The following is a 24,233-nucleotide window of genomic DNA, read 5'->3' as shown; positions in this document are numbered from 1 at the left end:
ATTGTATCCATCTGTACTGTTTTCTTTGCGCAGGGGTTGGAAAAAAGATAATGAACCGTTATGAAAATCTGGCAAACGTATTGAGTGACCGCATCGAACAGGGTTTGTACCCGGCCGGGATCCGCCTGCCGTCGGTGCGCGTGCTGAGCAGTGAACATGGCGTTAGCGTGAGTACGGTGCAGCAGGCTTACCGCGTGCTGGAAGAAAAACAGCTGGTGGAAGCTCGCCCAAAATCGGGTTATTTCGTGAAGGGTGCGCGGATACAGGCAGCCCTGCCCTCCGGCTGCCGCCCTGCGCAGCGCCCGGTAGAGATCTCCCAGTGGGATCAGGTACTGGATCTCATCACCTCACCGCACCGGCCGGGCGTCGTACAACTGGGTCGCGGCTCGCCGGACGTTACAGCGCCCACCCTCAAACCACTCAGCCGCCTGATGGGGCGTGCCGGTCAGCATCAGAATCTCAACGCATTTCATTACGACAGCATCTACGGTTCGGAAGATTTACGCGAACAGATCGCCCGCCTGCTGATCGACAGCGGCAGCCATATGGATGCCAGTAATATTCTGATTACCACCGGCTGTCACGAAGCGCTGTCGATTGCCATCCGGTCGGTGTGCGAGCACGGCGATATTGTGGCGGTTGATTCGCCGAGTTTTCACGGTGCGATGCAAACCCTGAAAGGCTTCGGCATGAAGGCGCTGGAAATTCCTACCGATCCGGTCACCGGCATCAGTCTGGAAGCGCTGGAAATGGCCCTGGAACAGTGGCCGATCAAAGCTATTCAGCTAACGCCAAACTGCAACAATCCGCTCGGCTACAATATGCCTGACGATCGCAAAAAAGCCCTGTTGCGTCTGGCACAGCGTTACGACATCGCGATCATTGAAGATGATGTCTATGGCGAACTGGCCTATCAGTATCCCCGCCCGGCCACCATTACCTCATTTGATGAGGACGGTCGCGTGCTGTTGTGCAGTTCATTTTCCAAAACACTGGCACCCGGTCTTCGCGTCGGCTGGATTGCGCCGGGACGTTACCACGACCGTGCGATCCATATGAAATACATCACGACTGGTGCATCAGCCACGCTGCCACAAATTGCTATTGCCGACTTCATCAAACAGGGGCACTACCTGGTACATTTGCGCCGTATGCGTAATCAGTACCAGCGCAACCTGTGCACTATGACTGACTGGGTGATGAAATATTTCCCTTGCGGTACACGTGTCAGCCGTCCTCAGGGTGGTTTTCTGCTTTGGATTGAACTTGATGAACGCGTCGATACACTGCGGTTAAATCGCCTGCTGGAAGAACATAACGTACAGATCGCTATCGGCTCGATATTCTCCGCGTCAGGAAAATACCGTAATTGCCTGCGAATGAATTACGCCCAGCCCCTGACCGCCAAAACCGAGCGCGCGGTGCAGCGTGTGGGAATATTAGCGTTACAGATGCTGGAAAGTTGCTAAACGTTATCCTGAGAGGTTTTTACCGTGCAGATAGAACCGTTACCGCCCCTGAACACCCTGGTGGCGTTTGAATGCGTGGCGCGTTATTGCAGCTTTTCCCGCGCCGCCGAAGAGCTGAATCTGACGCAAAGCGCCATTAGCCGCCAGGTTATCCAGCTGGAGGAGATGCTCGGCTGTAAACTTTTCCAGCGTGCTCAGCGCAAAACTACGCTGACGCCGCGTGGCGAAATTTATGCGCAACAGGTGCGTAAATTGCTCGGAGACATCTCGCAGTCTACCGCCGAAGTGATGGGCTGGAACGGTCTGCCACAGGTGACGCTGGCCTGCACCAGCGCAATGAGCGGTCTGTGGCTGTCGTCTCGGCTTTCCGCACTACGTCAGCTAATGCCAGAATTACAAATCCGCATGAAAATCTCCGACAGCTTTTCCGATCTGAAATCCTCAGAATTTGATCTGGCGATTTTCTACCTGCGCGAGCCCCCCGCTGGCTATCACGTCGAGGCACTGTTTGATGAAGTCTGTTATCCGATGTGCTCGCCGGAATTCCTCACCCGTCTTCCGCCGCAGGCCAGCGCGGCAGATTTATTAGAGCAAACGTTACTGATTCAGGATGACCCGCAGCGTGAGTGGACCGGCTGGCGGGACTGGTTTGCCTCGCAGGATATCGGCCACGTCTCACCCCGCCGCACCTGGCGGGCCAATAACTACCCGTTTCTGGTGCAGTCTGCGGTGCTGGGGGACGGTATTTTACTCGGCTGGGAAGGTCTGGTGCAGGATCATGTCAACAGCGGGCAACTGGTCGCCGCACATCCCGGCAAACTGACGGCTGCCGGAAAATGCTACATGCTCACGCCGCAGGACCGATTCCTTAAACCAGTGGTGCATAAGGTGATTAACTGGCTGAAAAAGCCGTGAAATAATACGGGTCGCGCCATGCAGCATAAAAGCAAGGCGCAAAAATAATAAAACTCTGATGTGTTAATTAAATATCCACCGGCGGTATTTTATTTTTCTCCAGATAACGGCGCTTTCTCGCAGAATTCATGCCAATTAATGTGAATAACAGCCAGCATGACTGAGAAATACAGGAGGCAAGATTAAAATCATGGCTTAAAGAATACAGCCCGAACACACCGCCGATAATATTAAGATATGCGTAACTGTTAGCATCAACCGCTAGTCTGCGCATTTGAACCAACGCATAAGCCAGAAGATAGCAAAACACGCCAATTAACCCGACCACCGTATGCAGTTCCACCGGCCCTTTCCCTTTACAAACGTTCATTACCCAGAAAAATAAAGCTTTTCAGGGTGTTCTGCCGCGCATTTTTCGCATACCCTCATGATAAATTCTCATGCAAGTAACGCAGAGTGTTTTGATATAAATCAGGCAGGCAAACCATTGCGCCCATTAGACACACCAGGGAAACTTCACTTGCACCTATAAAATTCAGCACGCCACCATGGAGAAATTAATGAAAGATCATAATTCCCCTTTGACGAAATTAATGCAGGATGCACAACTTAGCCGTCGCGGCTTTATTACCAGCGCTTCTGCTGTGGGTATTACCACTGCATGGGGATTATCGCCTTTCTCCGCGTTTGCAGCCGAACCTAAAAAAGGCGGTGTATTAAAACTGGGTATGTCAGGTGGAAATACCAGTGATACGCTTGACCCGACATTATTCAGCGACTGGGTGCCCTTAAATCAGGCATATATGCTGATGAACGGACTGATTGAAATTGACGAAAATAACCAGGTTACGCCGGAACTGTTCTCTAAGTGGGAAGCCAAACCGGGTGCGGCGGAGTGGATTTTTACCGTCCGTGAGGGTGTGACTTTCCACAATGGCAAGACGCTGGACGCCGATGACATTCTCTATTCCATCAACCTGCATCGTGGCGACAAATCCAAAAGCGCGATTAAAACTCAACTCGCTCCGATTACCGGCCTGACCAAACAGGGTGACAACCAAATTCTTGTCACCCTCGATGGTGGCAATGCCGACCTGCCCTATCTGCTGGCGGATTATCATCTGGTGGTGGTACCGAACGGGTTTACCGACTGGTCGCACCCGATTGGCACCGGCGGTTATATCTTCGACCAGTACGAGCCGGGCGTGCGCTCGCTGTTCAAACGAAATCCGAACTACTGGAAGCCGGATCGCGCCTTTGTCGACGCGGTAGAAGTGCTGGTGATCAACGATCCGACGGCGCGCACCAACGCCCTGATTTCCGGGCAGGTTCACGCCATCAACCGCGTCGATTTCAAAACCGTCGATTTTCTCAAGCGCAGCCCGGCGCTCAATATCATCCGTTCTGCCGGTGGCCAGCACTTTACCTTCCTGATGGATTGCAGCGTCCCGCCGTACAACAACAACGACGTGCGCATGGCGATAAAATACGGCATCGACCGGCAGAAAATTCTCGATACTGTGCTGCGCGGTTACGGCTCGCTGGGTAACGATCATCCGATCCCGAAAACAGACCGCTTCTTCAATCACAGTCTCGAGCAGCGGGTTTACGATCCTGAAAAATCAAAGTTCTACCTGAAAAAAGCCGGTCTGACCGACCTCAAAATCGAGCTGTCCTCCTCCGATGCCGCCTTTGCCGGAGCATTAGACGCCGCCGCTCTGTTCCAGGGACAGGCGCAAAAAGGCGGTATTCAGGTCAACATCAAACGCCAGCCCGCCGACAGTTACTGGGACGACGTGTGGATGAAAGCGCCATTCAGCATGGGCTACTGGGGTGGCCGCCCGACGGCGGATCAGATGTTCTCCACCGCCTATCAGTCCAGCGCAAAATGGAACGATACCCACTGGAAAGATGACAAGTTCGACGCCCTGCTCCTTCAGGCGCGTTCGCTGCTCGATGAAAGCAAACGCGCCGAAATCTACGGCGAACTGCAAAGTATCGTGCGTGACAACGGCGGCGCAATGATCCCACTGTTCGGTGATTACCTCGATGCGGCGAGCAAAAAAGTCGGCGGTATCAAACCGCACCCGATGTTTAACTTCATGGGTGGTCGTCTGGCCGAGCGCGTCTGGCTGGAGGCATGATGAAGAAGAGGATTTTACAGCGTGTGCTGTTGGGCATTATCACGCTGTGGCTGGTATCGGTGCTGATATTTATCGGCACCGAAATGTTGCCTGGTGACGTGGCAACGGCGATTCTGGGTCAGAGCGCCACACCTGAAACCGTGGCGGCGCTACGCCTGCAACTGGGGTTAGATGAACCGTCAGTGCTGCGTTATCTGCACTGGCTGGCGGGCATCATGCACGGTGATTTAGGACATTCGCTGGCCAACGGACGTCAGATAAGCGACGAACTGCTGCCGCGTCTGGGTAACACGCTGTTTCTGGCGGGTTATGCCGCGGTCATCGCCATTCCGCTGGCGGTGGGTTTAGGCATCGCCTCCGCTATCTGGCGTGGTTCGGTCTTTGACAGGCTGGCGAATACCCTGACGCTCATCAGCATTTCGGTACCGGAGTTTTTCGTCGGTTACATTCTGGTGATTGCCTTCGCCATCCGCCTGACGTGGTTCCCGAGTCTGGCGATGGTCGACAGTTCCTCCACCCTGGCAGACCGGCTGTATGTCTGCACCCTGCCGATGCTGACCCTGACGCTGGTGGTGCTGGCGCATATGTTGCGCATGACCCGCGCCTCGGTCACGGCGGTGATGTCCAGCCCGTATATAGAAAGTGCGGTGCTCAAAGGCATTCCGCGCTGGCGTATCGTGGTCTCACACGCCTTGCCCAACGCCCTCGCACCGATCATCAACGTGGTGGCATTCAACCTCGCCTATCTGGTGGTTGGCGTGATTCTGGTGGAAGTGGTGTTTGTCTATCCGGGTATCGGTCAGTACATGGTCGATGCAGTGACCAAGCGCGACCTGCCGGTAGTTCAGGCCTGTGGTCTGCTGTTCGGCGGCACCTATATCTTCCTCAACACCACTGCCGATTTACTGGCGATCTGGTGCAATCCGCGCCTGCGCCATGCGCGCTAAAAAGAGGGACATCATGAACCGTTATTTCATTAATATCCCGCTGTCGGCCTGGATTGGCATTGTGATTATTGCGGTGAATCTGCTGGCGGCGGTCTTTGCGCCGTGGCTTGCGCCGCACAGCGAAACGGAACAGGTGGGCGATATCTGGCTGCTGCCTTCCGCCGCCACGCCGTTTGGTACCGACAGCCTCGGGCGCGATATGCTTTCACGCATCCTGTTTGGCGCCCGTACCACCATTGCCATTGCGCTGACCATCACCTTCAGCTCCTTCATCATTGGCATCGTCACTGGCTTTACCGCTGCGATTTATGGCAAATGGGTGGACGTTGTGTTGTCGCGCGTCGTGGATACCGTGATGTCGATTCCGGTGCTGATTTTTGCACTGATCGTCCTTTCGGTGATGGGCACCTCAATTCCGGTGCTGGTGCTGACCATCGCCCTGCTGGATGCCACACGCGTTTTCCGTCTGGCACGGCTGGTGGCGCAGACGATTGTCTGTCAGGAATATGTTGAAGCGGCACGTCTGCGCGGTGAAGGTCTGCGCTGGGTGCTGTTCAAAGAGATCCTGCCCAACGCCCTGCCGCCGCTGCTGGCGGAGTTCGGGATGCGTTTCTGTTTTACCTTCCTGTTTATCGCAGGCTTAAGTTTCTTAGGTTTAGGCATCCAGCCGCCGTACGCCGACTGGGGCAGCATGGTGCGCGACAACGCACAGGCGATTAACTTCGGCCAGTTCGCCCCGTTGTATCCGGCGGCGGCGATTGCCTTGCTGACCATTGGCGTCAATCTGGTGGTTGACTGGCTGCTGGCTCGTAACAGCCTGCCGCATGGAGATGAAGCATGACCCGTACAATTTTGGAGATGCGCGGACTGCGCATCGAAACCCTCGACGGTTCGCCGCTGGTGCAGGATATTTCGCTGAAACTGGCCGCGGGCGAAGTGCTCGGGCTTATCGGCGAATCCGGCGCCGGTAAATCGACCATCGGACTGGCCGCGCTGGGCTATGCGCGCCAGGGCTGCCGCATTGCCGGTGGCGAAGTATTTCTCGACGGCACCGATATCGTTTCACAACCTTCCCATGTTAAACGTGAATGGCGCGGCCGCCGCGTGGCCTATGTCGCGCAAAGCGCCGCCGCGTCTTTTAACCCGGCGCTGACCATTGAAAAACAGGTCTGCGAAGGCCCGATTCGCCACGGTCTGATGAACAAAGAAGAAAGCCGCCAGTGGGCGGTTTCGCTGTTCCGCTCGCTCGATTTGCCGGATCCGGAGAACATCGGCAAACGCTATCCGCACCAGCTTTCCGGCGGGCAGTTGCAAAGGGCGATGGCCGCGATGGCGATGTCCTGCAAGCCTGATTTGCTGATCATGGACGAACCGACCACCGCACTGGACGTCACTACGCAAATTGAAGTGCTGGTGATGCTGCGCAAACTGGTGCGCGAGTTCAACACTGCCGCACTGTACATCACTCACGATCTGGCCGTAGTCGCCCAGCTCGCCGACCGTATTATGGTGCTGCGTCACGGGAAAGAAGTGGAAACCGGCGAGACACAAACCATTCTGGAAAATCCGCAGCAGGAATATACCCGCAGGCTGGTGGCCGAGCGTGAACCTGCTCTGTCGCCGCTGACAGAAGGCCACGCATCCTCCGGCCAGCCGCTGCTGACCATGCAGAAATTGAGCACCGGTTATAATGGTCAGCGCGTGGTGCATGACGTCAGTCTGCAACTGCCACGGGGCAAAACGCTGGCGATCATCGGCGAGTCAGGCAGCGGTAAAAGCACGCTGGCACGGGCCCTGGTCGGGTTGTTGCCGGATACCGAAGGCACGACGGACTTCGACGGCATGTCGCTGTCGCATAATTATCAGAAGCGCAACAAAGAGACGCTGCGCCGGATCCAGATGATTTATCAGCTTCCCGACGTGGCGCTGAATCCGCGCCAGACGCTGCTGGACATTATCGGCCGCCCGCTGACTTTCTATTTTGGCATGAATAAAAAACAGGCTCGTGAACGGGTGGAAGAACTGCTACGCCTGACTGAACTACCGGTGAAGCTTATTGACCGTCGCCCCGGCGAACTCTCAGGCGGCCAGAAGCAGCGCGTTTGTATCGCCCGCGCGCTGGCTGCGCAGCCGGAGCTGATTATCTGTGACGAAGCGACATCGGCGCTCGATCCGCTGGTCGCTGAAGAAGTGCTGAATCTGCTGCGCCGTTTGCAACAACAACTGGGGCTGTCTTACCTGTTCATCACCCACGATTTGGGCACGGTCAAACGCATCGCCCATCAGGTGGCAGTAATGTATCAGGGCAAAGTGGTCGCCAGCGGGGATACCGACGTGGTCTTTCGCGCACCAATGCACAGCTATACCGAAAAACTGCTGACCTCCGTACCGGAAATGCGCACCACCTGGCTGGACGACGTGCTCGCCCTGCGCAACGTTCCGCTTCCGGCGTCAGCCATTCCTTCGACAGGAGTCTTATGAGCACCAAACGCATCGTGACCGACTTTCCTCACGCCGTCACCGTGACCGAACATCTGTGGATCCCGCTTGGCGACGGCACGCGCCTTGCTGCCCGCCTGTGGCTGCCAGATGATGCCGAAAGCCAGCCAGTTCCGGCGATCCTCGAATACATTCCATACCGCAAACGTGACGGTACCCGCACCCGCGACGAACCGATGCACGGTTTCTTTGCCGGCAATGGCTACGCAGTACTGCGCGTAGACATGCGCGGCAGCGGCGAATCCGACGGCCTGCTGGCCGATGAATATCTGTTGCAGGAACAGGACGACGCACTGGAAGTGATCGACTGGATCACCAGGCAAAGCTGGTGCAGCGGCAATGTCGGCATGATGGGTAAATCCTGGGGCGGCTTTAACGGTTTGCAGGTCGCTGCTCGCCGCCCGGCTGCGCTGAAAGCCGTTATCACCGTCTGTTCCACTGACGACCGCTACGCCGACGACATCCACTACAAAGGCGGCTGTTTGCTCAACGATAATCTCTGGTGGGGCGGTATCATGCTGGCCTACCAGAGCCGTCCGGCGGACCCGGCGCTGGTGGGTGACAGCTGGCATAAAGACTGGATTAACCGCCTTGAAAATATGCCGTTCTTCCCTGCACTGTGGATGGAGCATCCGCTGCGCGACGCTTACTGGCAGCACGGTTCGGTGTGTGAAGACTGGTCGGCCATTCAGTGTCCGGTGATGGCGATCGGTGGCTGGGCGGATGCGTACAGTAATGCCGTGTTCCGTCTGATGGACAATTTACAGGTCCCACGCCGCGCCATCCTCGGCCCGTGGGCGCATATCTACCCGCAGGATGGCACGCCGGAACCGGCGATCGGTTTCTTACAGGAAGCGGTTCGCTGGTGGGATCACTGGCTGAAGGGCAAAGATAACGGCGCGATGGACGGCCCGATGATTCAGACCTGGTTGCAGGACAGCCAGCCAGCCTCGGCGATGCGGCCGGTGAGTCGCGGCGAGTGGGTCGGATTTGATGGCGGCACCGCCAGCAATGTGCATCACAGCCCGCGCTGGCTGACGCGCGGCCAGCTGAATACGCAGCCGGACGCCGATGCAGGCGTCATCAATATCTGTTCGCCGCAGAACCATGGCCTGATGGCCGGTGAGTGGATGGGAGCTGGCGTACCCGGCGAAATGCCGCCTGATCAGCGCGTTGATGATGGTATGGCCGAGTTTTTCGACGGCGAACCGCTGGCGGAACCGCTCACGATTTTCGGTTTTCCGCAGTTCACCGTTGAACTGAGCAGCGATAAACCCGCCGCGATGCTTTACGTTCGTCTTTCTGACGTCGCCCCCGACGGCTCGGTCAACCGCGTCACCCACGGCTGGCTGAACCTGACGCATCTTCAGGGTCATGATAAATCGGTCCCGCTGATCCCCGGTCAAAAGGTGAGAGTTCCTGTGCAACTGGACGGCATCGCCCACCGCTTTGCCGCCGGAAACCGGATGCGTATTTCGCTGGCCACCACTTTCTGGCCGATGATCTGGCCGATGGCGGAAGCCGCGACGCTCACCGTCGACTTGCACAGCGCGCAGCTTATTCTGCCGGTATGTGCTCAGCCGGTCAGTATCGCCGGGCCGATTTCTGAACCACAAAGCGCCGCCCCGACGCCGCAAACGCTGCTGTCACCAGGACGTGTTGATCGCAACATCAGCTATGATTTTCTCACCGACAGCTGGACCTGCGTCACCCACGGCGTCGGCGGCGTGTTCGGCGAAGGTGTCTATCGTTTCGATGATATTGACACCACGGTCGATCACAGCCTGCGCCGCGAACTGACGGTCAGCAACGGTGACCCGCTTTCTGCGCGCTACCTACTGACGCAAACCATGAAAATGGGCCGCGAAGGCTGGTGGATGGAAGCCGTCATCACACTGGAGATGCGCAGCGACCTGACGCATTTTATCGTCAGCGGAGACATGGTGGTGAGTTTGAATGGCGAGGAAGAGGTGAGCCGCTACTGGCATGAGAAAGTAAAGCGTTAAATGCCTCATCCGATCAAGCTTTAATCACTTCGCTAAGGAAGCATTTCGCTCCACGGAGGACTATCGCGTATAGTGCCTTCCGGCCTGCTGAGGCTCACATTGCAAAATCTTCCAAAGGAATTGGATATGAAAAAACTTGCCGGACTCCTGTTATGGGTGGCGTTCAGCGCCACCGCTTCACAACCTTCCGTTACACCGCAGAGCTTGCAGGCTTCAATAGATAAAATTGGGGCGGCGGATACCATTCGCGGCCTTGATGAAAAAGGGATTAATACCCTCAGTGAAGGCATCCTTAACGCCGACACGCAGTGGATCGCGTTAGTGCCTAAACTTGCGCCAGGACTGGAGGGGGGGAACGCCACAATAGTTGCGGAGGCACTGGCTAATGCGCTGCCTAAAAATGCCCCGGCTGTCATTGACGTTCTCTCAGCGAAGAAAAACGCTGATTTTCCAGGCCGCGACACCGTGTGTACCATGCCTTTCACTGGCAAAGATGATAACTGGCTTGCGCGCTATTACAAGCTGACCCACGCGGCTCTGAAAAAACTGGGTACAGCAGCAAAACCCTGCAACGACCAGTTGGAGCAGGCTATCAGCGGGCTTAAAAATTCTGCGACACAACAACAACACTCCCGTTTGAATCGTCAAAAACTGACGCCCGAACTTATTCTGCAAGCAGTTGATCGCGATGGCGTTGATGATGTTGTCAGTCAGCTTTCGGCTAAACAGCGTGCGAATGTAGGCGAGGCCATCGCGCAGGGTAAACGTGACTGGTTGCTGGTCGCCGATTCACTGGCAGAAAGCACCGATGCACCGATGCGCTCGATGATACTTACCGCATTAGCAAAAGCGTTATCGCAAAATCCGGGGGATGTACTGACCGTGGCGAAAGGCCATTTTGAAGCCGATATCTTGTGCGGCATGCCCTTCCCCGAAGCCAGTAAAAGTGAGCTGATGCAGTATTATCAGGTTACCCGCAACGCTTTGCTGAAAATTCGCAGGCGCGGCGAAGCCTGTCTGACAGTTCTCGACCAGGAGCAGAGTACCCTGGTGAACTCACCGGGCGATCGGTAAGATCCTTACGTAAACTGCGCCATCTTTTGTTATTAGATGGCGCAACACAAAAAAGAACAGCAGTAGATCAGCCCTCATCAGGCAATCACATCTCAGGAATGATCGCCGTAATGTCCCGGCTTTGCAGAATACGGCCATCCTGAGCTTGTAACTCGATTTTGCGCAGCGACTGACGGGTTTGGGTGTCGACCAGACGTGTGCAGGCTTCGCCTTCTTCGAACAGATATTCACTGCCCCACTGCCCCAGCGCCACCAGAATTGGCTGGAGCGCCAGACCTTTTTCAGTCAGCACATACTCCTGATACGCCGAGCCATCGGCAGCCGGTTCCACTTTCAAAATGCCTTCTGCCACCAGGGTTTTCAGCCGCGTGCTGAGGATATTTTTCGCCGCGCCGAGGCTGCGCTGAAATTCATTGAAACGCGCCATGCCGCGCATTGCGTCGCGGACAATCAGCAGCGTCCACCAGTCACCTATCAGATCCAGTGCCCGGGCGGTCGGGCAAGGCGTATTTTCCAGACGGGTACGTTTCAAGGGCACCTCCTGCTTAAACAATCTGGTTGCATTATAAAACCACTGATGCTAAAAATCATCTGGTTTCATTATTAAACCACTTACTTCATCCCCTTATTATTGAGGTTCTGCCCATGTCTCATTCAACTTCCGCTTCCTCCGTTGCTCTCATCACCGGTGCATCCAGCGGTATCGGTGCCACTTACGCCGACCGCCTGGCAAAACGCGGTTATGATTTGGTGCTGGTCGCGCGCGATGCCGCCCGTCTGGACTCTTTGGCGGAACGTCTGCAACAGGAAACCGGCGTTAGGGTCACTGTCCTGCCAGCCGATCTTACCCGCAGCGAAGATTTGAACCGCGTCGAAGATTTTATCCGCGCTAATCCACACATTTCTTTGTTGGTGAATAATGCGGGTGCCTCACTGCCGGGCGGATTTGAAAACAGCGACGCCGATGCTATTGAGAATTTGATTACCCTGAACGTCACCTCAGTTGCCCGCCTGTCCCGCGTGGCGTTCGAGGGTTTGCTGAAACATAAAGAAGGCGCGATCATCAACATCGCTTCCGTGATGGCACTGGCGCCTGAGTTGCAATCGGCAGTGTATTCCGCCACTAAAGCCTTTGTTCTGACCTTCAGCCAGACGCTGCAATTTGAGATGGCAGAGCGCGGTTTATACGTTCAGGCGGTGCTGCCTGCCGCGACGCGTACTGAAATCTGGGCGCGCTCAGGTAAGAATATCGACGAAGTACCGGGTGTAATGGAAGTCGGTGAGCTGGTGGATGCCGCGCTGCTGGGCTTTGACCGCAAAGAGAAAATCACCATCCCGCCGTTGCATGATGAAAAACAGTGGAATGATTTCGATGCCCTGCGCGGGGCGATGTTGCCGAACTTCCTGCAATCTCACGCTGCACCGCGTTACAAATCCTGACCGTCTCACATTGACCAGTAACAACAATTTGCTGGTCAACCGCTGTTCGCTTTGCAAATATAACAATACGTTAACTTTGTGAAGTGAATACGATGACCGAATTTGTAATTGCCGTACCCAAAACGCCTTCTCTGGCCGTTGAAGGCCAGAGTGCACGTTTTCCATTACGCCGCGTATACTGCGTGGGCCGCAACTATTCCGAGCACGCCCGCGAAATGGGGCACGACCCCGATCGCGAGCCGCCATTCTTCTTCTCCAAGCCTGCCGATGCCGTAGTTCCGGCCAGCGACAGCGTGCCGTATCCGCCCCTGACTGAAGATCTGCATTACGAAGTCGAGCTGGTGGTGGCTATCGCCAAAGGCGGTAAAGACATCGCCGTGGCCGATGCGCTGTCGCATATCTGGGGTTATACCGTAGGCGTTGACCTGACTCGTCGCGACCTGCAGGCGCAGGCCAAAAAAATGGGCCGTCCGTGGGATCTCGCCAAAGGGTTTGATGCCTCCGCACCCGCCAATCCGCTGCTGCCAGTCAGCCTGACTGGTCATCCGGCAACAGGGAAAATCTGGCTGGATGTGAATGGTGAGCAGCGTCAGCGCGGCGATTTAAGCGACCAAATCTGGCAAGTTGCGGACGTCATCAGTTATCTGTCACAGGCGGTTGAATTACAGCCCGGTGATTTGATTTACACCGGCACGCCTGCGGGCGTCGGTGCGGTGCAGCGCGGTGATGTGATCACCGGCGGCATCGAAGGCCTGAGCGATTTCAGCTTTACGCTGGCCTGACAGTCTTTCCGGGCGCCTGACTTCAGGCGTCCGTCTCGCCGATTTTCTTCTTCATATCCTCTTCGACCAGCGGGATCAGTTTTTCAAACGCGCACGCGCTGGCCGGATCAAACAGCGACAGCGTCTCAATCTGGCTGAGCAAAATCACCTTGCGGAAATTCAACACGTTCACCGGCTCCGACACCGGCGTAATGCCGTGATCGCGGTAGTAGCGGGCGTAGTTATGCTCAACGCGCAGCTCCAGCGTGTCTTTATCGCAATAACCGCTGACCATCGGGATCACCACCACGTTATCTGATGACGACGTTTCACATCGCGCAGTATGCACCATGCCGATGTAGACACGTCGCGACTGGAGCGTGATAAACACCATGTCGCCCTGCTCCATGCACTGATACAAAATCCCTTCGACGCCGTTGGCGCGTGTCAGTTGCTTGTACAGCTTCCTGCGCCCGGCGGTGTTAAGCCGTAACCCGGCTGACCAGGTGGTACGCACCAGACATAGCATCACAGAAACCGCCAGCATGATCACCACCGGTGCCTGAATACCGAGGAAGCTCCAGTTGATGAAATCACGGTGATAATGCACGTCCTGATGCAAATGCGGTAACGCGGGCAGCCAGTTGATCACCCCGGAAATGCCCCACAACGCCATGTACACCAGCGCAATAACCAGCACGCCCTGCAATACGAAAATGCAGCCGTAAAGTGCTACCAGAAAATAAACGTCCCAGCCGAAGGTGCGTTTGAGCTTGAAGCGCGATGAGATGTCGCGGGTGGTGTACCAGTACCCGCAGACCATTAACACCATAAAGACCGCCGTCGCCATTACAGCACGCTCATGCGTTTGACGTGACGGGCGAAGTCTTCCTGCATGTCCTCGTTGGCGGGATTTACCGAAGCGGTGCCATTTTCATCAATCAAAATACGCTCGCCCTCTTCCAGTGTATTTTCGATGTCGGCGGCGCTAAATAACCCAAGAAATCGCTCCGGGCTTGAAAAAATTTGTAGCAGGATCCTAAACATGCGGCCTCTTATCTTTGCAAAGACCTAAGACTAGCCAACTCAGAAAGAAATGGGGGGAAAGACCGGGCAGTTTCGGAATATTTACTTCTGTCAGAGCTGAAATCCGCGACATAAAAAAGGGCTGCCCTGACGGCAGCCCTTGTTCTTCTTCGCGATAATGCAAAAAGGATTACTTCACTTCAGCGCCGTCGTGATGGGCGTCTTCATGTGCAATCTGCGCTTCTTTGACTTCAGCGGCACGTTTACGCAGACCAATCCAACCCAACACCAGAAGAATGATCAGCACCGGAATGGTCGCGATAGTATACGTACCGTTCGGGTAGTCAAACGCCATCAGTACCAGCACGCTGGCCAGGAACGCCAGCGTCAGCCAGGAAGTAACGGGGGCCCACGGCATCTTGAAGGATACGTCTTTGGCACGGCCTTCTTTGATAGCAGTACGCAGTTTCATCTGGCAGACAATGATAAATGCCCATGAACTGAGGATGCCCAGGGATGCGACGTTCAGAACAATTTCAAATACCTGCGATGGCACATAGTAGTTCAGGACCACGCCGATGATGTAAATCCCGACGGTCACCAGAATACCCGCGTAAGGCACCTGCTGCGCACTCATCTTCGACATGAATTTCGGTGCAGATCCGCCCATCGACAGCGAACGCAGAATACGACCGGTGGAGTACAGGCCAGAGTTCAGGCTCGACAGGGCTGCAGTCAGTACCACGATGTTCATGATCGTTCCGATATACGGCACGCCAAGCTTACTGAAGAAGGTCACGAACGGACTCTGACCCGCCTGATAGGCATTCCACGGCAGCAACAGAACCAACAGCACCACGGATCCGACATAGAATAAGGCGATACGCCAGATCACGCTATTAATGGCTTTCGGCAGCACTTTCTCAGGATTTTTAGTTTCTCCCGCTGCGGTACCGACCAGCTCGATCGCCGCGAAGGCAAAGACCACGCCCTGCACAAGCACCAGCGCGGGTAACAGGCCGTGCGGGAATATCCCGCCATTATCGGTGATCAAATGCAAACCGGTGGTGTTGCCCGCCAGCTCTTTGCCGGTGCCGAGAAATACCACCCCTACCACCAGGAAAATGGCAATCGCCGCCACTTTAATCAGCGCAAACCAGAACTCCATTTCGGCGAACCACTTCACGCCGATCATATTCATGGTTGCGACAATCGCCAGCGCACCAAGCGCAAACATCCATTGCGGAACATCACCGAAGGTTCCCCAATAGTGCATATACAGAGCCACTGCGGTGATATCGACAATCCCGGTCATTGCCCAGTTGAGGAAGTACATCCAGCCGGCCACGTAAGAAGCTTTTTCGCCAAGGAACTCTCGCGCGTAGGAAACAAAGCTGCCGCTGGTCGGACGGTGTAATACCAGTTCGCCAAGTGCACGCAGGATGAAGAATGAGAAAATACCGCACACTGCGTAGACGATGGCCAGTGCCGGACCGGCCATCTGCAAGCGTGCGCCTGCACCGAGGAACAAGCCGGTGCCGATAGAGCCCCCGATAGCAATCATCTGAACCTGACGATTGCCCATACTTTTGTGATACCCGTCGTCGTGCGAATCCAACCAGCGTCTTTTGGCAGCGCGTTTTGCCTCTGCCGACTTTTTATGAGACTTCATTCGATCTTGTTCTCCAAAAAATGACCTTCGCCTGACGTCTGATGCTGCAAGCAACCGATTGCAAGCCTCGACGTTTACGTGGTTTAACCACTGTATTTTTTAAGCCGGAACTGTTTTCAAGTTATAACGGCGAAGGATGCTACCTTTTCTGACTAACCGAGGCAAAAAAAACGTAATTAAAAATTGTTATCACTCATATTTCGCAGGACGAATTTTGTGTTTCCGTGCGGTCAGGACGGCGCCTTTGGCCGGCTCTCTTTACGCACCCGCTCAATGTTGATTGACAGGTACATAACCTCTTCGGTAGTCAGTTCACGCTGATATTGCGCGGTCAGATATTCGCCGATTTTCTCCGCACAGGCCCACGCCTGCGGGTAGTTATCTTTCACCGCTACGTGCAGCGTCATATCATCGTCGGCCACCACAGTGCGGTTGAGCATCCGCTGGGCGAAGAATTTAAGATGGGTAACAAACCGCTGATAACTCAGCGCTTCTTCGTCATATTCCAGACGCAGCTGATATTTCACCAGATTGAGAATTTCCTGCATAACGCGGGTGATCTGCGCCACTTCCGGCATCTCGCCGTTAAGCTGAGCGTTGACCAGATGTAGCGCAATAAAGCCCGCCTCGTCGACCGGTAAACGCACGCCAAGACGGATGTCGATGATGTCCAGCGCCTCCAGCCCCAGCGCATATTCTTTCGGATAGAGGCGGCGGGTTTCCCACAGCAGCGCATTGCTGATTGGCACGCCAAGTTTCTGACGCTCGATGGCAAAATTGCAGTGATCGGTCAGCGCAATGTACAAATTCTCCTGCAATTTCCCCAGCCGACTGCGTGCCAGCGAAATAATGAGATCACAGGTGGTCATCACTTCCATCGGAATATGCGAAAGCAGTTCAGTCAGATGCGCGACCAGTTCGTCATTTTGTAAGGCGAAGATTTTCTCGATTTTACTGTCGTCGAGCTCATCTCCTGTTTTTTTCATAAACGCCAGCCCGCGGCCCATGACGACCTGCTCCCGCTGTTGCTCGTTTATGACAACCACCACATTATTATTGAGTATTTTGGCGATTCTCATGCTTATTCCCTGAAAAGAAAAACCCGACCGTCCGTGAGGAAGGTCAGGTTTAATCTGTTGTAGTCGTTCGTATCTGCCTGATAATTATAGCAGATTAGGTGTTTATCCTTGCAGTCAACACCTCAAAATCGTGATGACGATCGCTGCGGCCTGAGGTCAAATAAAACATCAGAAAGTGACGATCGCTTTCAGTCCTGTTACCCAGGCATCCTGAGTTTCGTTTACGCCTCCCGGACGGTGCCAGTACTGCAAATCCGGTTGCAGGATGAGCCATGAACGCACTTTGATCTGATAATACAAATCAGCGTTTACCGAATGCCCCGCCAGCGGTGTATACAGCGGATTGCCGTAATCATCCACCTGATAATAGTCGTTCAGGTTTTCCTGATTCTTACGGTAATGATCGCTCATTTTTATGTATGTCACACCCAAACCCAGCCAGTCGTCAGGGCGGGCATCAAACAGGCCGCGATAACGCATCGAAGCCGCCTGCGTATAATGAATGTAATTACTGCGCTGATCGCCAAGACCGAGGCTGTACGACACGCTCATGCCGCGGTTTGGATCGTCGCCTCGCGTGGTCACTTGTTGATTGAAACCTGTGTACATAAACCAGGTATCACTGTGCGTACGGTAGCCTTCTGGGTCCGTCGCGCCCACGCCCTGTGATTTCCCTTCCGAGAGATCCTGTTGCTTCGAGTTAGTATAAAGCAGCCCGAAATTATAAATCCCCGGCAGGCCGTTGACTTTGGTTTTCAGCTCCGCTTCCATCGGCAGCAGGATACCGCGCGCCCCTTTCAGCGAACCGCTCCATGCATATTTGCGTTCGGAGGCATCAGGGTTTTGCTCCATGATACCGGTTTTGAGCGTCAGCTCAGGCGTCAGTTTGTACTGGAAAGTGGTGCCCCAGTAATGTTTATTCCAGTTGAACCAGGTCATCGAGTTGGCCGATTTACCGCCACACTGGCTGAGTAACTGGAAATCGCAGGGAATTATCTGATCGAAATCCTGATTTTTGTTCATCATACCGATGCGCCAGTGCAGTTTACGGTCGTCAAAGCTGCGGCCAAAGGTCAGCCAGCCCAGACGGGTAATCGACTGGCCGCCCCAGCTTTCCTGCGCGATATCGTTAAAGCCGACGCGCGGATCCTGCGTCCGCTCAGAGGTCAGATTATCGTTATGGTTACGGTTAACGATATTCCCTTCAATAGCCGCATCAGGAATGCCGGTGTACATCTCCAGATCCTGAGTAAACGTCAGCGAAAACTGATCGATATACGCCAGCTTCTTATCATGGTTGTAGCCGCCACCGGCGTTGTAGGCCGATTCGCTGAGATAACCGAGCTGATAGTGAAAACCGTGGTTTTCCAGAATAGGGCGAATACCCAACATATCGCCAAGCATCCCCTCGCCCGGCGCTTCAAATCCCAACACAGTACCATTCCAGTTATTTTCTGCCAGCGCAGGACTGATAATTGAACCGAACAGACAAAGTGTCAGAGCGGCGCGCCTTAATACATGAATCTTATTAACTGGGCCGTGATTATGCGACGGATTGATTGTAGGTGCAGCAAAGGTCAAAAAGGGTTTCATCATTATATTCCCATCAAATTACTTATTTAAACGCGATAATATTTTTATTGGTTTTTATCAACTCACAGAAACAGACAGCCCTGCGATTTATTCGCATTATTATTGACTGACTGAACAGGCGGTCTGCGTTATTTCAGACCGCCAATTTTTCACTAAGACTGGATTATGATTTTAAGGCAGCACCGTTAGATTTAATGACATCGGTATACCAGAAGAAGCTTTTCTTACGGCGACGTTCCAGCGTACCGTTGCCCTCATCGTCACGGTCGACATAGATGTAGCCGTAGCGCTTAGAGAACTCTGCTTTCGATGCGCTGACCAGATCTATCGGCCCCCAGCTGGTGTAACCCATCACTTCAACGCCGTCTTCAATTGCTTCGCGAACCTGAACCAGATGGTCGTTGATGTACTGAATGCGGTAATCATCATTAATGCTGCCGTCAGCTTCGACTTTATCGCGGGCGCCCAGACCGTTCTCCACAATAAATAACGGTTTCTGATAACGATCATATAATTCATTCATTAAGAAGCGCAGACCTTCCGGGTCAATTTGCCAGCCCCATTCAGAACTTTTAAGATGCGGGTTCGGCACCATATTTAATATATTAGCGCGCGCCTTAATATTCTGCTCTTCGTCGGTTGTTACACAACCGGTCATGTAATAACTGAAAGAAATAAAGTCCACCGTTTCTTTCAGCGCCTGTTTATCTTCAGCAGTAATATTTATTTCCATTCCGCGATCTTTAAAGAAGCGCTGCATATAAGCGGGATACGCACCGCGCACCTGCACATCGCCAAAGAATAACCAGTCACGGTTTTGTTGCAGCGTTTCCATCATGTCAGCCGGTTTGCAGGTCAGCGGATAAAGCATCCCGCCAAGCAGCATATTACCGATTTTAGCGTCCGGTATTATCTCATGGCAGGCTTTCACCGCTTTGGCGCTGGCCACCAGCTGATGGTGGATCGCCTGATAGATTTCCTGTTTGCTGCTGTCTTCCGGCAAGCCGACACCGGTGAACGGTGCGTGCAGCGACATATTGATTTCATTGAAGGTCAGCCAGTATTTGACCTTGTCTTTATAGCGGCTGAACACTGTACGGGCATAATTTTCAAAGAACCCGATGGTATCGCGGCTGCCCCAGCCACCGTGCTTTTTCACCAGACCGTACGGCATTTCATAGTGGGAAAGCGTCACCAGTGGCGTAATACCGTATTTCGCCATTTCATCGAACAGGCGGTCATAGAACGCCAGACCGGCTTCGTTCGGCTGCATTTCATCGCCCTGCGGGAAAATTCGCGTCCAGGCAATCGATGTACGCAGAACCGTAAAGCCCATTTCGGCGAACAGCTTCATATCTTCCGGATAACGGTGATAAAAATCGATCGCCACGTCTTTGATACCAAAATCACCTTCAACACGTTCCTGTACCGGCCCGAAAACGCCCTGCGGTTGCAGATCTGACGTGGACAATCCTTTACCGTCGGTCAGGTATGCGCCTTCCACCTGATTGGCAGCCACTGCACCGCCCCATAAAAAACCGTTTGGGAATTGCTTGTTCATATGAACCTCCTGGCTCTGGTCGTTAACGTAATAAAGTTAATAAGGTTGTTTGCTCGCTGACGTCCTGCCCGACACCGGCAGGGATGACGTCGAGATAATCGTCGCTGTTGGTAATAAGCACCGGCGTCGTCAGGTCATAGCCTGCGTCGGTAATGCCCTGTATATCGAACTCAAGCAGTAAATCGCCCTGCTTAACCACCGCGTCCACCGCGACGTATGGCGTGAAGAATTTACCGTCGAGTTTCACCGTATCAATGCCTACGTGGATCAGGATTTCCGCGCCGTCCTCGGATTCAATTCCGATGGCATGATGCGTTTTAAATAGAGAGGCGATGGTACCGTTGACCGGCGAAACGACACGCCCAATGGTTGGCACGACTGCCACGCCTTTACCCAGCAAACCGCTGGCAAACGTCGGGTCTTTCACCTCTTCGAGCGCCACGCACGGGCCAGTCATCGGGCTGCCAATCAGCGTTTTGCCGCGCGGTGCCTGTAGCGATTCCGCTACCACTTTAGGATCGGCGGGCTGATCGGCCGCTTCTTCTTGCATGCCAAAGAAATAAGTTGCCAGTGCGGCAAAGAGCAGCGCAGCAACGGTGCCGACAATCGCGGCGGTCACGCTCTGGTCAAAGCCGGTTGGCGGAATCACCTGGGTAAAAGTGAATATACTGGCGAAACCAAAGGAGTAGGCGGTGGTCTGGAAATATCCGAGGATCGCCCCACCCAGTGCGCCGCCGACGCAGCCGAAGATAAACGGGCGACGACGCGGCAGGTTGATTCCGTACACCGCCGGTTCAGTGATACCGAAAATCCCGGCGCTGATAGCTGAACCCGCCAGCGCTTTGGTACGGGCGTCTTTAGCGCGAAGCATCACGCCGATGACCGCGCCCACCTGCCCCATCACCGCAGGCAGTAAAAGTGGCAGCATGGTGTCATGACCGAGAATACTGAAGTTGTTGATCATCAATGGCACCAGCCCCCAGTGCAGACCAAAGATGACACAGACTTGCCACAGCGCACCCATAAAGCCACCGGCCACCAGCGGACTGACGTGATAAACAAACTGATAGCCGTTCGCCAGTTGCTGGCTGGCCCACGTCGCGACAGGACCAATCGCCAGGAAGGTCAGCGGGACAATCACCATCAGACAGATCAGCGGGGTGATAAAATTACGTACTGCGCCGGGCAGGATTTTCATCGCCCGTTTTTCCAGCCAGCTGGAAGCCCACGCCGCAAGGATCACCGGGATAACCGATGAGGCATAGTTAATGAAGACCAGCGGAATACCGAAAAAATGCTCGTTATGTGCGCTGGCCTGCTGGGCATCAAATGCGGCTATCATCAGCGGATGTACCATCGCACCGCCGATCATCATCGTAACAAATGGATTACCGCCGAATTTTTTACCCGCAGTAAAACCAATTACTAATGGGAAGAAATAGAACATGGCGTCGCTGGCGGCAAACCAGACTTTGTACGTTCCGCTCTCCGGCACCAGCCAGCCACAGGCCAGCGACAGCGCCAGAAAACCTTTGAGAATACCCGATGCAGCCATGATGCCGATAAACGGGGTGAAGATGCCGGAGATGATATCAATCGCCCTGGCGAACAGGCTGCCCTTATCGCCTGAATCCTCGCCACCGTCTTCAGAAAGCGGGCTGCTTTTTACCAGCGCTTCGTATACTGCGCCAACATGATTGCCAATCACGACCTGAAACTGACCGCCGCTTTCCACCACCATGATCACGCCCGGATTTTTTTTCAGGCCTTCTGCATCGGCCTTATTCGTATCTTTCAGTTTGAAGCGTAAACGGGTTGCGCAATGGACAACGCTGTTAACGTTCTCTTTTCCGCCGACACCGCGGAGAATTTCTTCGGCTAAGGTTTTATATTCCATGGTGTTATCTCATCAAAGTAATGGCGTCGTGCACGACATTGCCGGTATTTTTAACGGGGCGGCCGGCCCCTGAATTCAGGCCAAAAAAAAACCTAAACGTCCGGTCTCTCCGCATTAGGCGAAGAGACAAGAAGTTTAGGTTTTGCCTGTCAGACAGTAACAATCCTGCTTTCTGACAATGATTCTCAGTCGAATCGTTAACAGAAACAAGCCGTAATAACGGGTAAAACATGAAAATGTGACCGGCTTCAGGTTTTGCGGGGAAGTGTGATGTGGCGCGATGTTTGACAGGTGCAGCGACAGACTCCAAACGTTAAATAGCTCATTTAACGTTACAAATTTAGTGAGCCGGATATCACGCCCTTGGTAACCGTTTACCCATTACGCTATAATTCATCGTCGCGGCAAAATCCGCGACCGGGATTCTCAACCTGAATGTTCACTGGCGACATGGAATGTGCACTCGCATTTCACGTCTGAGTCTGCGCACACCTATTGCCTGTACAAACAACAAGCAATATCTCAATGGTGGCTCAGGCGGGGCTGACTTAGGTCAGGCCGGTATCCAGTAGAACCGGTGTTGAGAACCCCGTCAGGGCTACCACCAGTGAGATTCTCAACTCCAGTGGTCGCCACAAAATTAATCTACTGGACAATGTGATATGAAAGATAAGCCAAGGCAGGCACTCCCCCCTCTCCTGTTTATTCTGCGCCCCTGCTCTGCGGAGGTGGCCGTATTATGATAAATACCAGAGAAGACTGGCATCCCGCCGATATCATCGCGGCAATCCGCAAGAAAGGTTCAACGTTGACGGCACTCTCCCGTGAGTCCGGACTGGGTTCTTCCACACTTTCTAACACCCTGTCACGACGATGGCCTAAAGGCGAAATGATCATCGCGCAAATGATTGGCGTTCCGGCCTGGGAAATCTGGCCAAGCCGTTACTACAATGCCAAGGGTGAGTTAGTTGTGCCGAAGTTACGTACCCCTAAAACGGAAGCGTAATCCGTGACGCGGTGGGAGCTTGTCTTTCACCGCAATTTGGCATGTCGTGCTAAATCCTTTGTTGTAAACCACAGAAAGCAAAACGGACGCAAAAGCGCCCGTTATGAATTCTATTGTCTGACGAAGGATTTTATTCTTCCGCGCGAGAAAGCCCAAAGTGCTTATACGCATGATTGGTCGCCATGCGGCCACGCGGCGTCCGCTGAATAAAGCCCTGCTGGATAAGGAAAGGTTCGATGACGTCTTCAATCGTTTCCCGTTCTTCACCAATTGCTGCTGCTAAGTTATCCAGACCCACAGGCCCGCCGGAAAATTTATCAATGATGGCCAGCAAAAGTTTGCGGTCCATATAATCGAAACCCTCCGCATCGACGTCAAGCATATCCAGCGCACCGTTAGCAACGTCACCGTTAATCGTCCCGTCGCCTTTTACTTCCGCGAAGTCGCGCACGCGGCGCAGCAGACGGTTGGCGATACGCGGCGTACCACGCGAACGGCGGGCTATCTGATGCGCGCCCTCATCCGACAGCTCCAGCCCCAAACACAGAGCGCTTCGCCCGACGATGTGCTGCAAATCCGCCACCTGATAGAACTCAAGACGCTGCACGATCCCGAAACGGTCACGCAACGGTGATGTCAGGGAACCGGCGCGGGTGGTAGCACCAATCAGGGTAAACGGGGGTAAATCGAGTTTGATGGAGCGCGCGGCAGGCCCTTCGCCGATCATGATATCCAGCTGATAGTCTTCCATCGCCGGATACAGAATCTCTTCGACCACCGGCGAGAGGCGGTGGATTTCATCGATGAACAGCACATCGTGCGGCTCAAGATTCGTCAGCATCGCCGCCAGATCGCCGGCTTTTTCCAACACCGGACCAGACGTGGTGCGCAGATTCACGCCCATCTCGTTGGCCACAATATTGGCGAGCGTGGTTTTACCTAGCCCCGGCGGTCCGAAAATCAGTAAGTGGTCGAGCGCATCTTTACGTTGCTTTGCCGCCTGAATAAAGATTTCCATCTGCGATCGGACGTGCGGCTGACCGACATACTCCGACAGCAGCTTCGGGCGAATCGCACGGTCAATGACTTCTTCTTCCGTAGTGAAGACTTCGGACGAAATCAGGCGGTCAGCTTCGATCATCTC

General features: G+C 54.3%; 21 protein-coding genes. 11 read left to right on the top strand and 10 right to left on the bottom strand.

Going from position 1 to position 24,233, the window contains the following annotated elements:
* The first annotated feature begins 50 nt into the window (after positions 1-50).
* Positions 51-1,469, top strand: a complete 1,419-nt coding sequence (locus GE278_08540) for an aminotransferase class I/II-fold pyridoxal phosphate-dependent enzyme (protein ID QLK60803.1) — start codon at positions 51-53, stop codon at positions 1,467-1,469.
* Positions 1,470-1,493: 24 nt separating this feature from the next.
* Positions 1,494-2,384 (top strand): LysR family transcriptional regulator, encoded by an 891-nt coding sequence (locus GE278_08535; protein ID QLK60802.1) that lies wholly within the window; start codon positions 1,494-1,496, stop codon positions 2,382-2,384.
* A gap of 67 nt (positions 2,385-2,451) precedes the next feature.
* Here GE278_08535 and GE278_08530 read toward each other — a convergent pair whose 3' ends face one another.
* Positions 2,452-2,727: a cyclic nucleotide-binding protein gene (locus tag GE278_08530; GenBank protein ID QLK60801.1), complete on the bottom strand. Its 276-nt coding sequence runs from the start codon at positions 2,725-2,727 to the stop codon at positions 2,452-2,454.
* Between the two features lie 217 nt (positions 2,728-2,944).
* Between GE278_08530 and GE278_08525 the strand changes: the two genes are divergently transcribed.
* From GE278_08525 to GE278_08500, 6 genes are all read left to right on the top strand, one after another.
* Complete coding sequence (locus GE278_08525; protein ID QLK60800.1) at positions 2,945-4,528, top strand: peptide ABC transporter substrate-binding protein; 1,584 nt, start codon at positions 2,945-2,947, stop codon at positions 4,526-4,528.
* Positions 4,528-5,475 (top strand): ABC transporter permease subunit, encoded by a 948-nt coding sequence (locus GE278_08520; GenBank protein QLK63244.1) that lies wholly within the window; start codon positions 4,528-4,530, stop codon positions 5,473-5,475. The genes GE278_08525 and GE278_08520 overlap by 1 nt, the downstream gene beginning before the upstream one ends.
* A 13-nt stretch (positions 5,476-5,488) precedes the next feature.
* Complete coding sequence (locus GE278_08515) at positions 5,489-6,316, top strand: ABC transporter permease subunit (protein QLK60799.1); 828 nt, start codon at positions 5,489-5,491, stop codon at positions 6,314-6,316.
* Positions 6,313-7,956, top strand: a complete 1,644-nt coding sequence (locus GE278_08510) for a nickel ABC transporter ATP-binding protein NikE (protein ID QLK60798.1) — start codon at positions 6,313-6,315, stop codon at positions 7,954-7,956. Before GE278_08515 ends, GE278_08510 begins: the two co-directional genes overlap by 4 nt.
* Positions 7,953-9,980: a CocE/NonD family hydrolase gene (locus GE278_08505; protein QLK60797.1), complete on the top strand. Its 2,028-nt coding sequence runs from the start codon at positions 7,953-7,955 to the stop codon at positions 9,978-9,980. Before GE278_08510 ends, GE278_08505 begins: the two co-directional genes overlap by 4 nt.
* Positions 9,981-10,106: 126 nt before the next feature.
* Positions 10,107-11,054 carry a hypothetical protein gene (locus GE278_08500; protein QLK60796.1) on the top strand — a complete coding sequence of 316 codons (948 nt, stop codon included), beginning with the start codon at positions 10,107-10,109 and terminating at the stop codon, positions 11,052-11,054.
* An 85-nt stretch (positions 11,055-11,139) separates the two neighbouring features.
* Here GE278_08500 and GE278_08495 read toward each other — a convergent pair whose 3' ends face one another.
* Complete coding sequence (locus GE278_08495) at positions 11,140-11,586, bottom strand: transcriptional regulator (GenBank protein ID QLK60795.1); 447 nt, start codon at positions 11,584-11,586, stop codon at positions 11,140-11,142.
* Positions 11,587-11,699: 113 nt separating this feature from the next.
* On the opposite strand from GE278_08495, the gene GE278_08490 reads away from it, so the two are divergent.
* Both GE278_08490 and GE278_08485 read left to right on the top strand, forming a co-directional pair.
* On the top strand, positions 11,700-12,494 hold the full coding sequence (locus GE278_08490) for an SDR family NAD(P)-dependent oxidoreductase (GenBank protein ID QLK60794.1): 795 nt from the start codon (positions 11,700-11,702) through the stop codon (positions 12,492-12,494).
* Positions 12,495-12,586: 92 nt separating this feature from the next.
* On the top strand, positions 12,587-13,276 hold the full coding sequence (locus GE278_08485) for an FAA hydrolase family protein (protein QLK60793.1): 690 nt from the start codon (positions 12,587-12,589) through the stop codon (positions 13,274-13,276).
* Positions 13,277-13,298: 22 nt separating this feature from the next.
* Here the strand turns inward: GE278_08485 and GE278_08480 are convergent, their stop codons facing one another.
* The 7 genes from GE278_08480 to bglF form a co-directional block, all read right to left on the bottom strand.
* Positions 13,299-14,105: a hypothetical protein gene (locus GE278_08480; protein ID QLK60792.1), complete on the bottom strand. Its 807-nt coding sequence runs from the start codon at positions 14,103-14,105 to the stop codon at positions 13,299-13,301.
* Positions 14,105-14,302 carry a hypothetical protein gene (locus GE278_08475; GenBank protein ID QLK60791.1) on the bottom strand — a complete coding sequence of 66 codons (198 nt, stop codon included), beginning with the start codon at positions 14,300-14,302 and terminating at the stop codon, positions 14,105-14,107. Before GE278_08475 ends, GE278_08480 begins: the two co-directional genes overlap by 1 nt.
* 169 nt (positions 14,303-14,471) lie before the next feature.
* On the bottom strand, positions 14,472-15,953 hold the full coding sequence (gene ansP / locus GE278_08470) for an L-asparagine permease (protein ID QLK60790.1): 1,482 nt from the start codon (positions 15,951-15,953) through the stop codon (positions 14,472-14,474).
* Between the two features lie 230 nt (positions 15,954-16,183).
* A complete protein-coding gene (gene bglG, locus GE278_08465; GenBank protein ID QLK60789.1) occupies positions 16,184-17,032 on the bottom strand; it encodes a transcriptional antiterminator BglG in 849 nt (282 codons plus the stop codon).
* A 168-nt stretch (positions 17,033-17,200) separates the two neighbouring features.
* A complete protein-coding gene (locus GE278_08460) occupies positions 17,201-18,625 on the bottom strand; it encodes a carbohydrate porin (GenBank protein ID QLK63243.1) in 1,425 nt (474 codons plus the stop codon).
* Positions 18,626-18,788: 163 nt separating this feature from the next.
* Positions 18,789-20,186: a 6-phospho-beta-glucosidase gene (gene ascB, locus GE278_08455; GenBank protein ID QLK60788.1), complete on the bottom strand. Its 1,398-nt coding sequence runs from the start codon at positions 20,184-20,186 to the stop codon at positions 18,789-18,791.
* A 22-nt stretch (positions 20,187-20,208) separates the two neighbouring features.
* The gene (gene bglF / locus GE278_08450; protein QLK60787.1) at positions 20,209-22,083 is read right to left on the bottom strand and encodes a PTS beta-glucoside transporter subunit IIABC; all 1,875 of its coding nucleotides are present in this window, start codon (positions 22,081-22,083) and stop codon (positions 20,209-20,211) included.
* Between the two features lie 739 nt (positions 22,084-22,822).
* On the opposite strand from bglF, the gene GE278_08445 reads away from it, so the two are divergent.
* Positions 22,823-23,089 (top strand): transcriptional regulator, encoded by a 267-nt coding sequence (locus GE278_08445; protein ID QLK60786.1) that lies wholly within the window; start codon positions 22,823-22,825, stop codon positions 23,087-23,089.
* A gap of 130 nt (positions 23,090-23,219) precedes the next feature.
* On the opposite strand, the gene ruvB is transcribed toward GE278_08445, so the two are convergent.
* Positions 23,220-24,230, bottom strand: a complete 1,011-nt coding sequence (gene ruvB / locus GE278_08440) for a Holliday junction branch migration DNA helicase RuvB (protein QLK60785.1) — start codon at positions 24,228-24,230, stop codon at positions 23,220-23,222.
* Positions 24,231-24,233: the final 3 nt, after the last annotated feature.

It is taken from the genome of Enterobacteriaceae bacterium Kacie_13, from assembly GCA_013457415.1.
Taxonomy (GTDB): Bacteria; Pseudomonadota; Gammaproteobacteria; order Enterobacterales; family Enterobacteriaceae; genus Rahnella.
The sequence above is the reverse complement of the archived record's forward strand: the minus strand, read 5'-3'. Positions and strand labels throughout refer to the sequence as shown.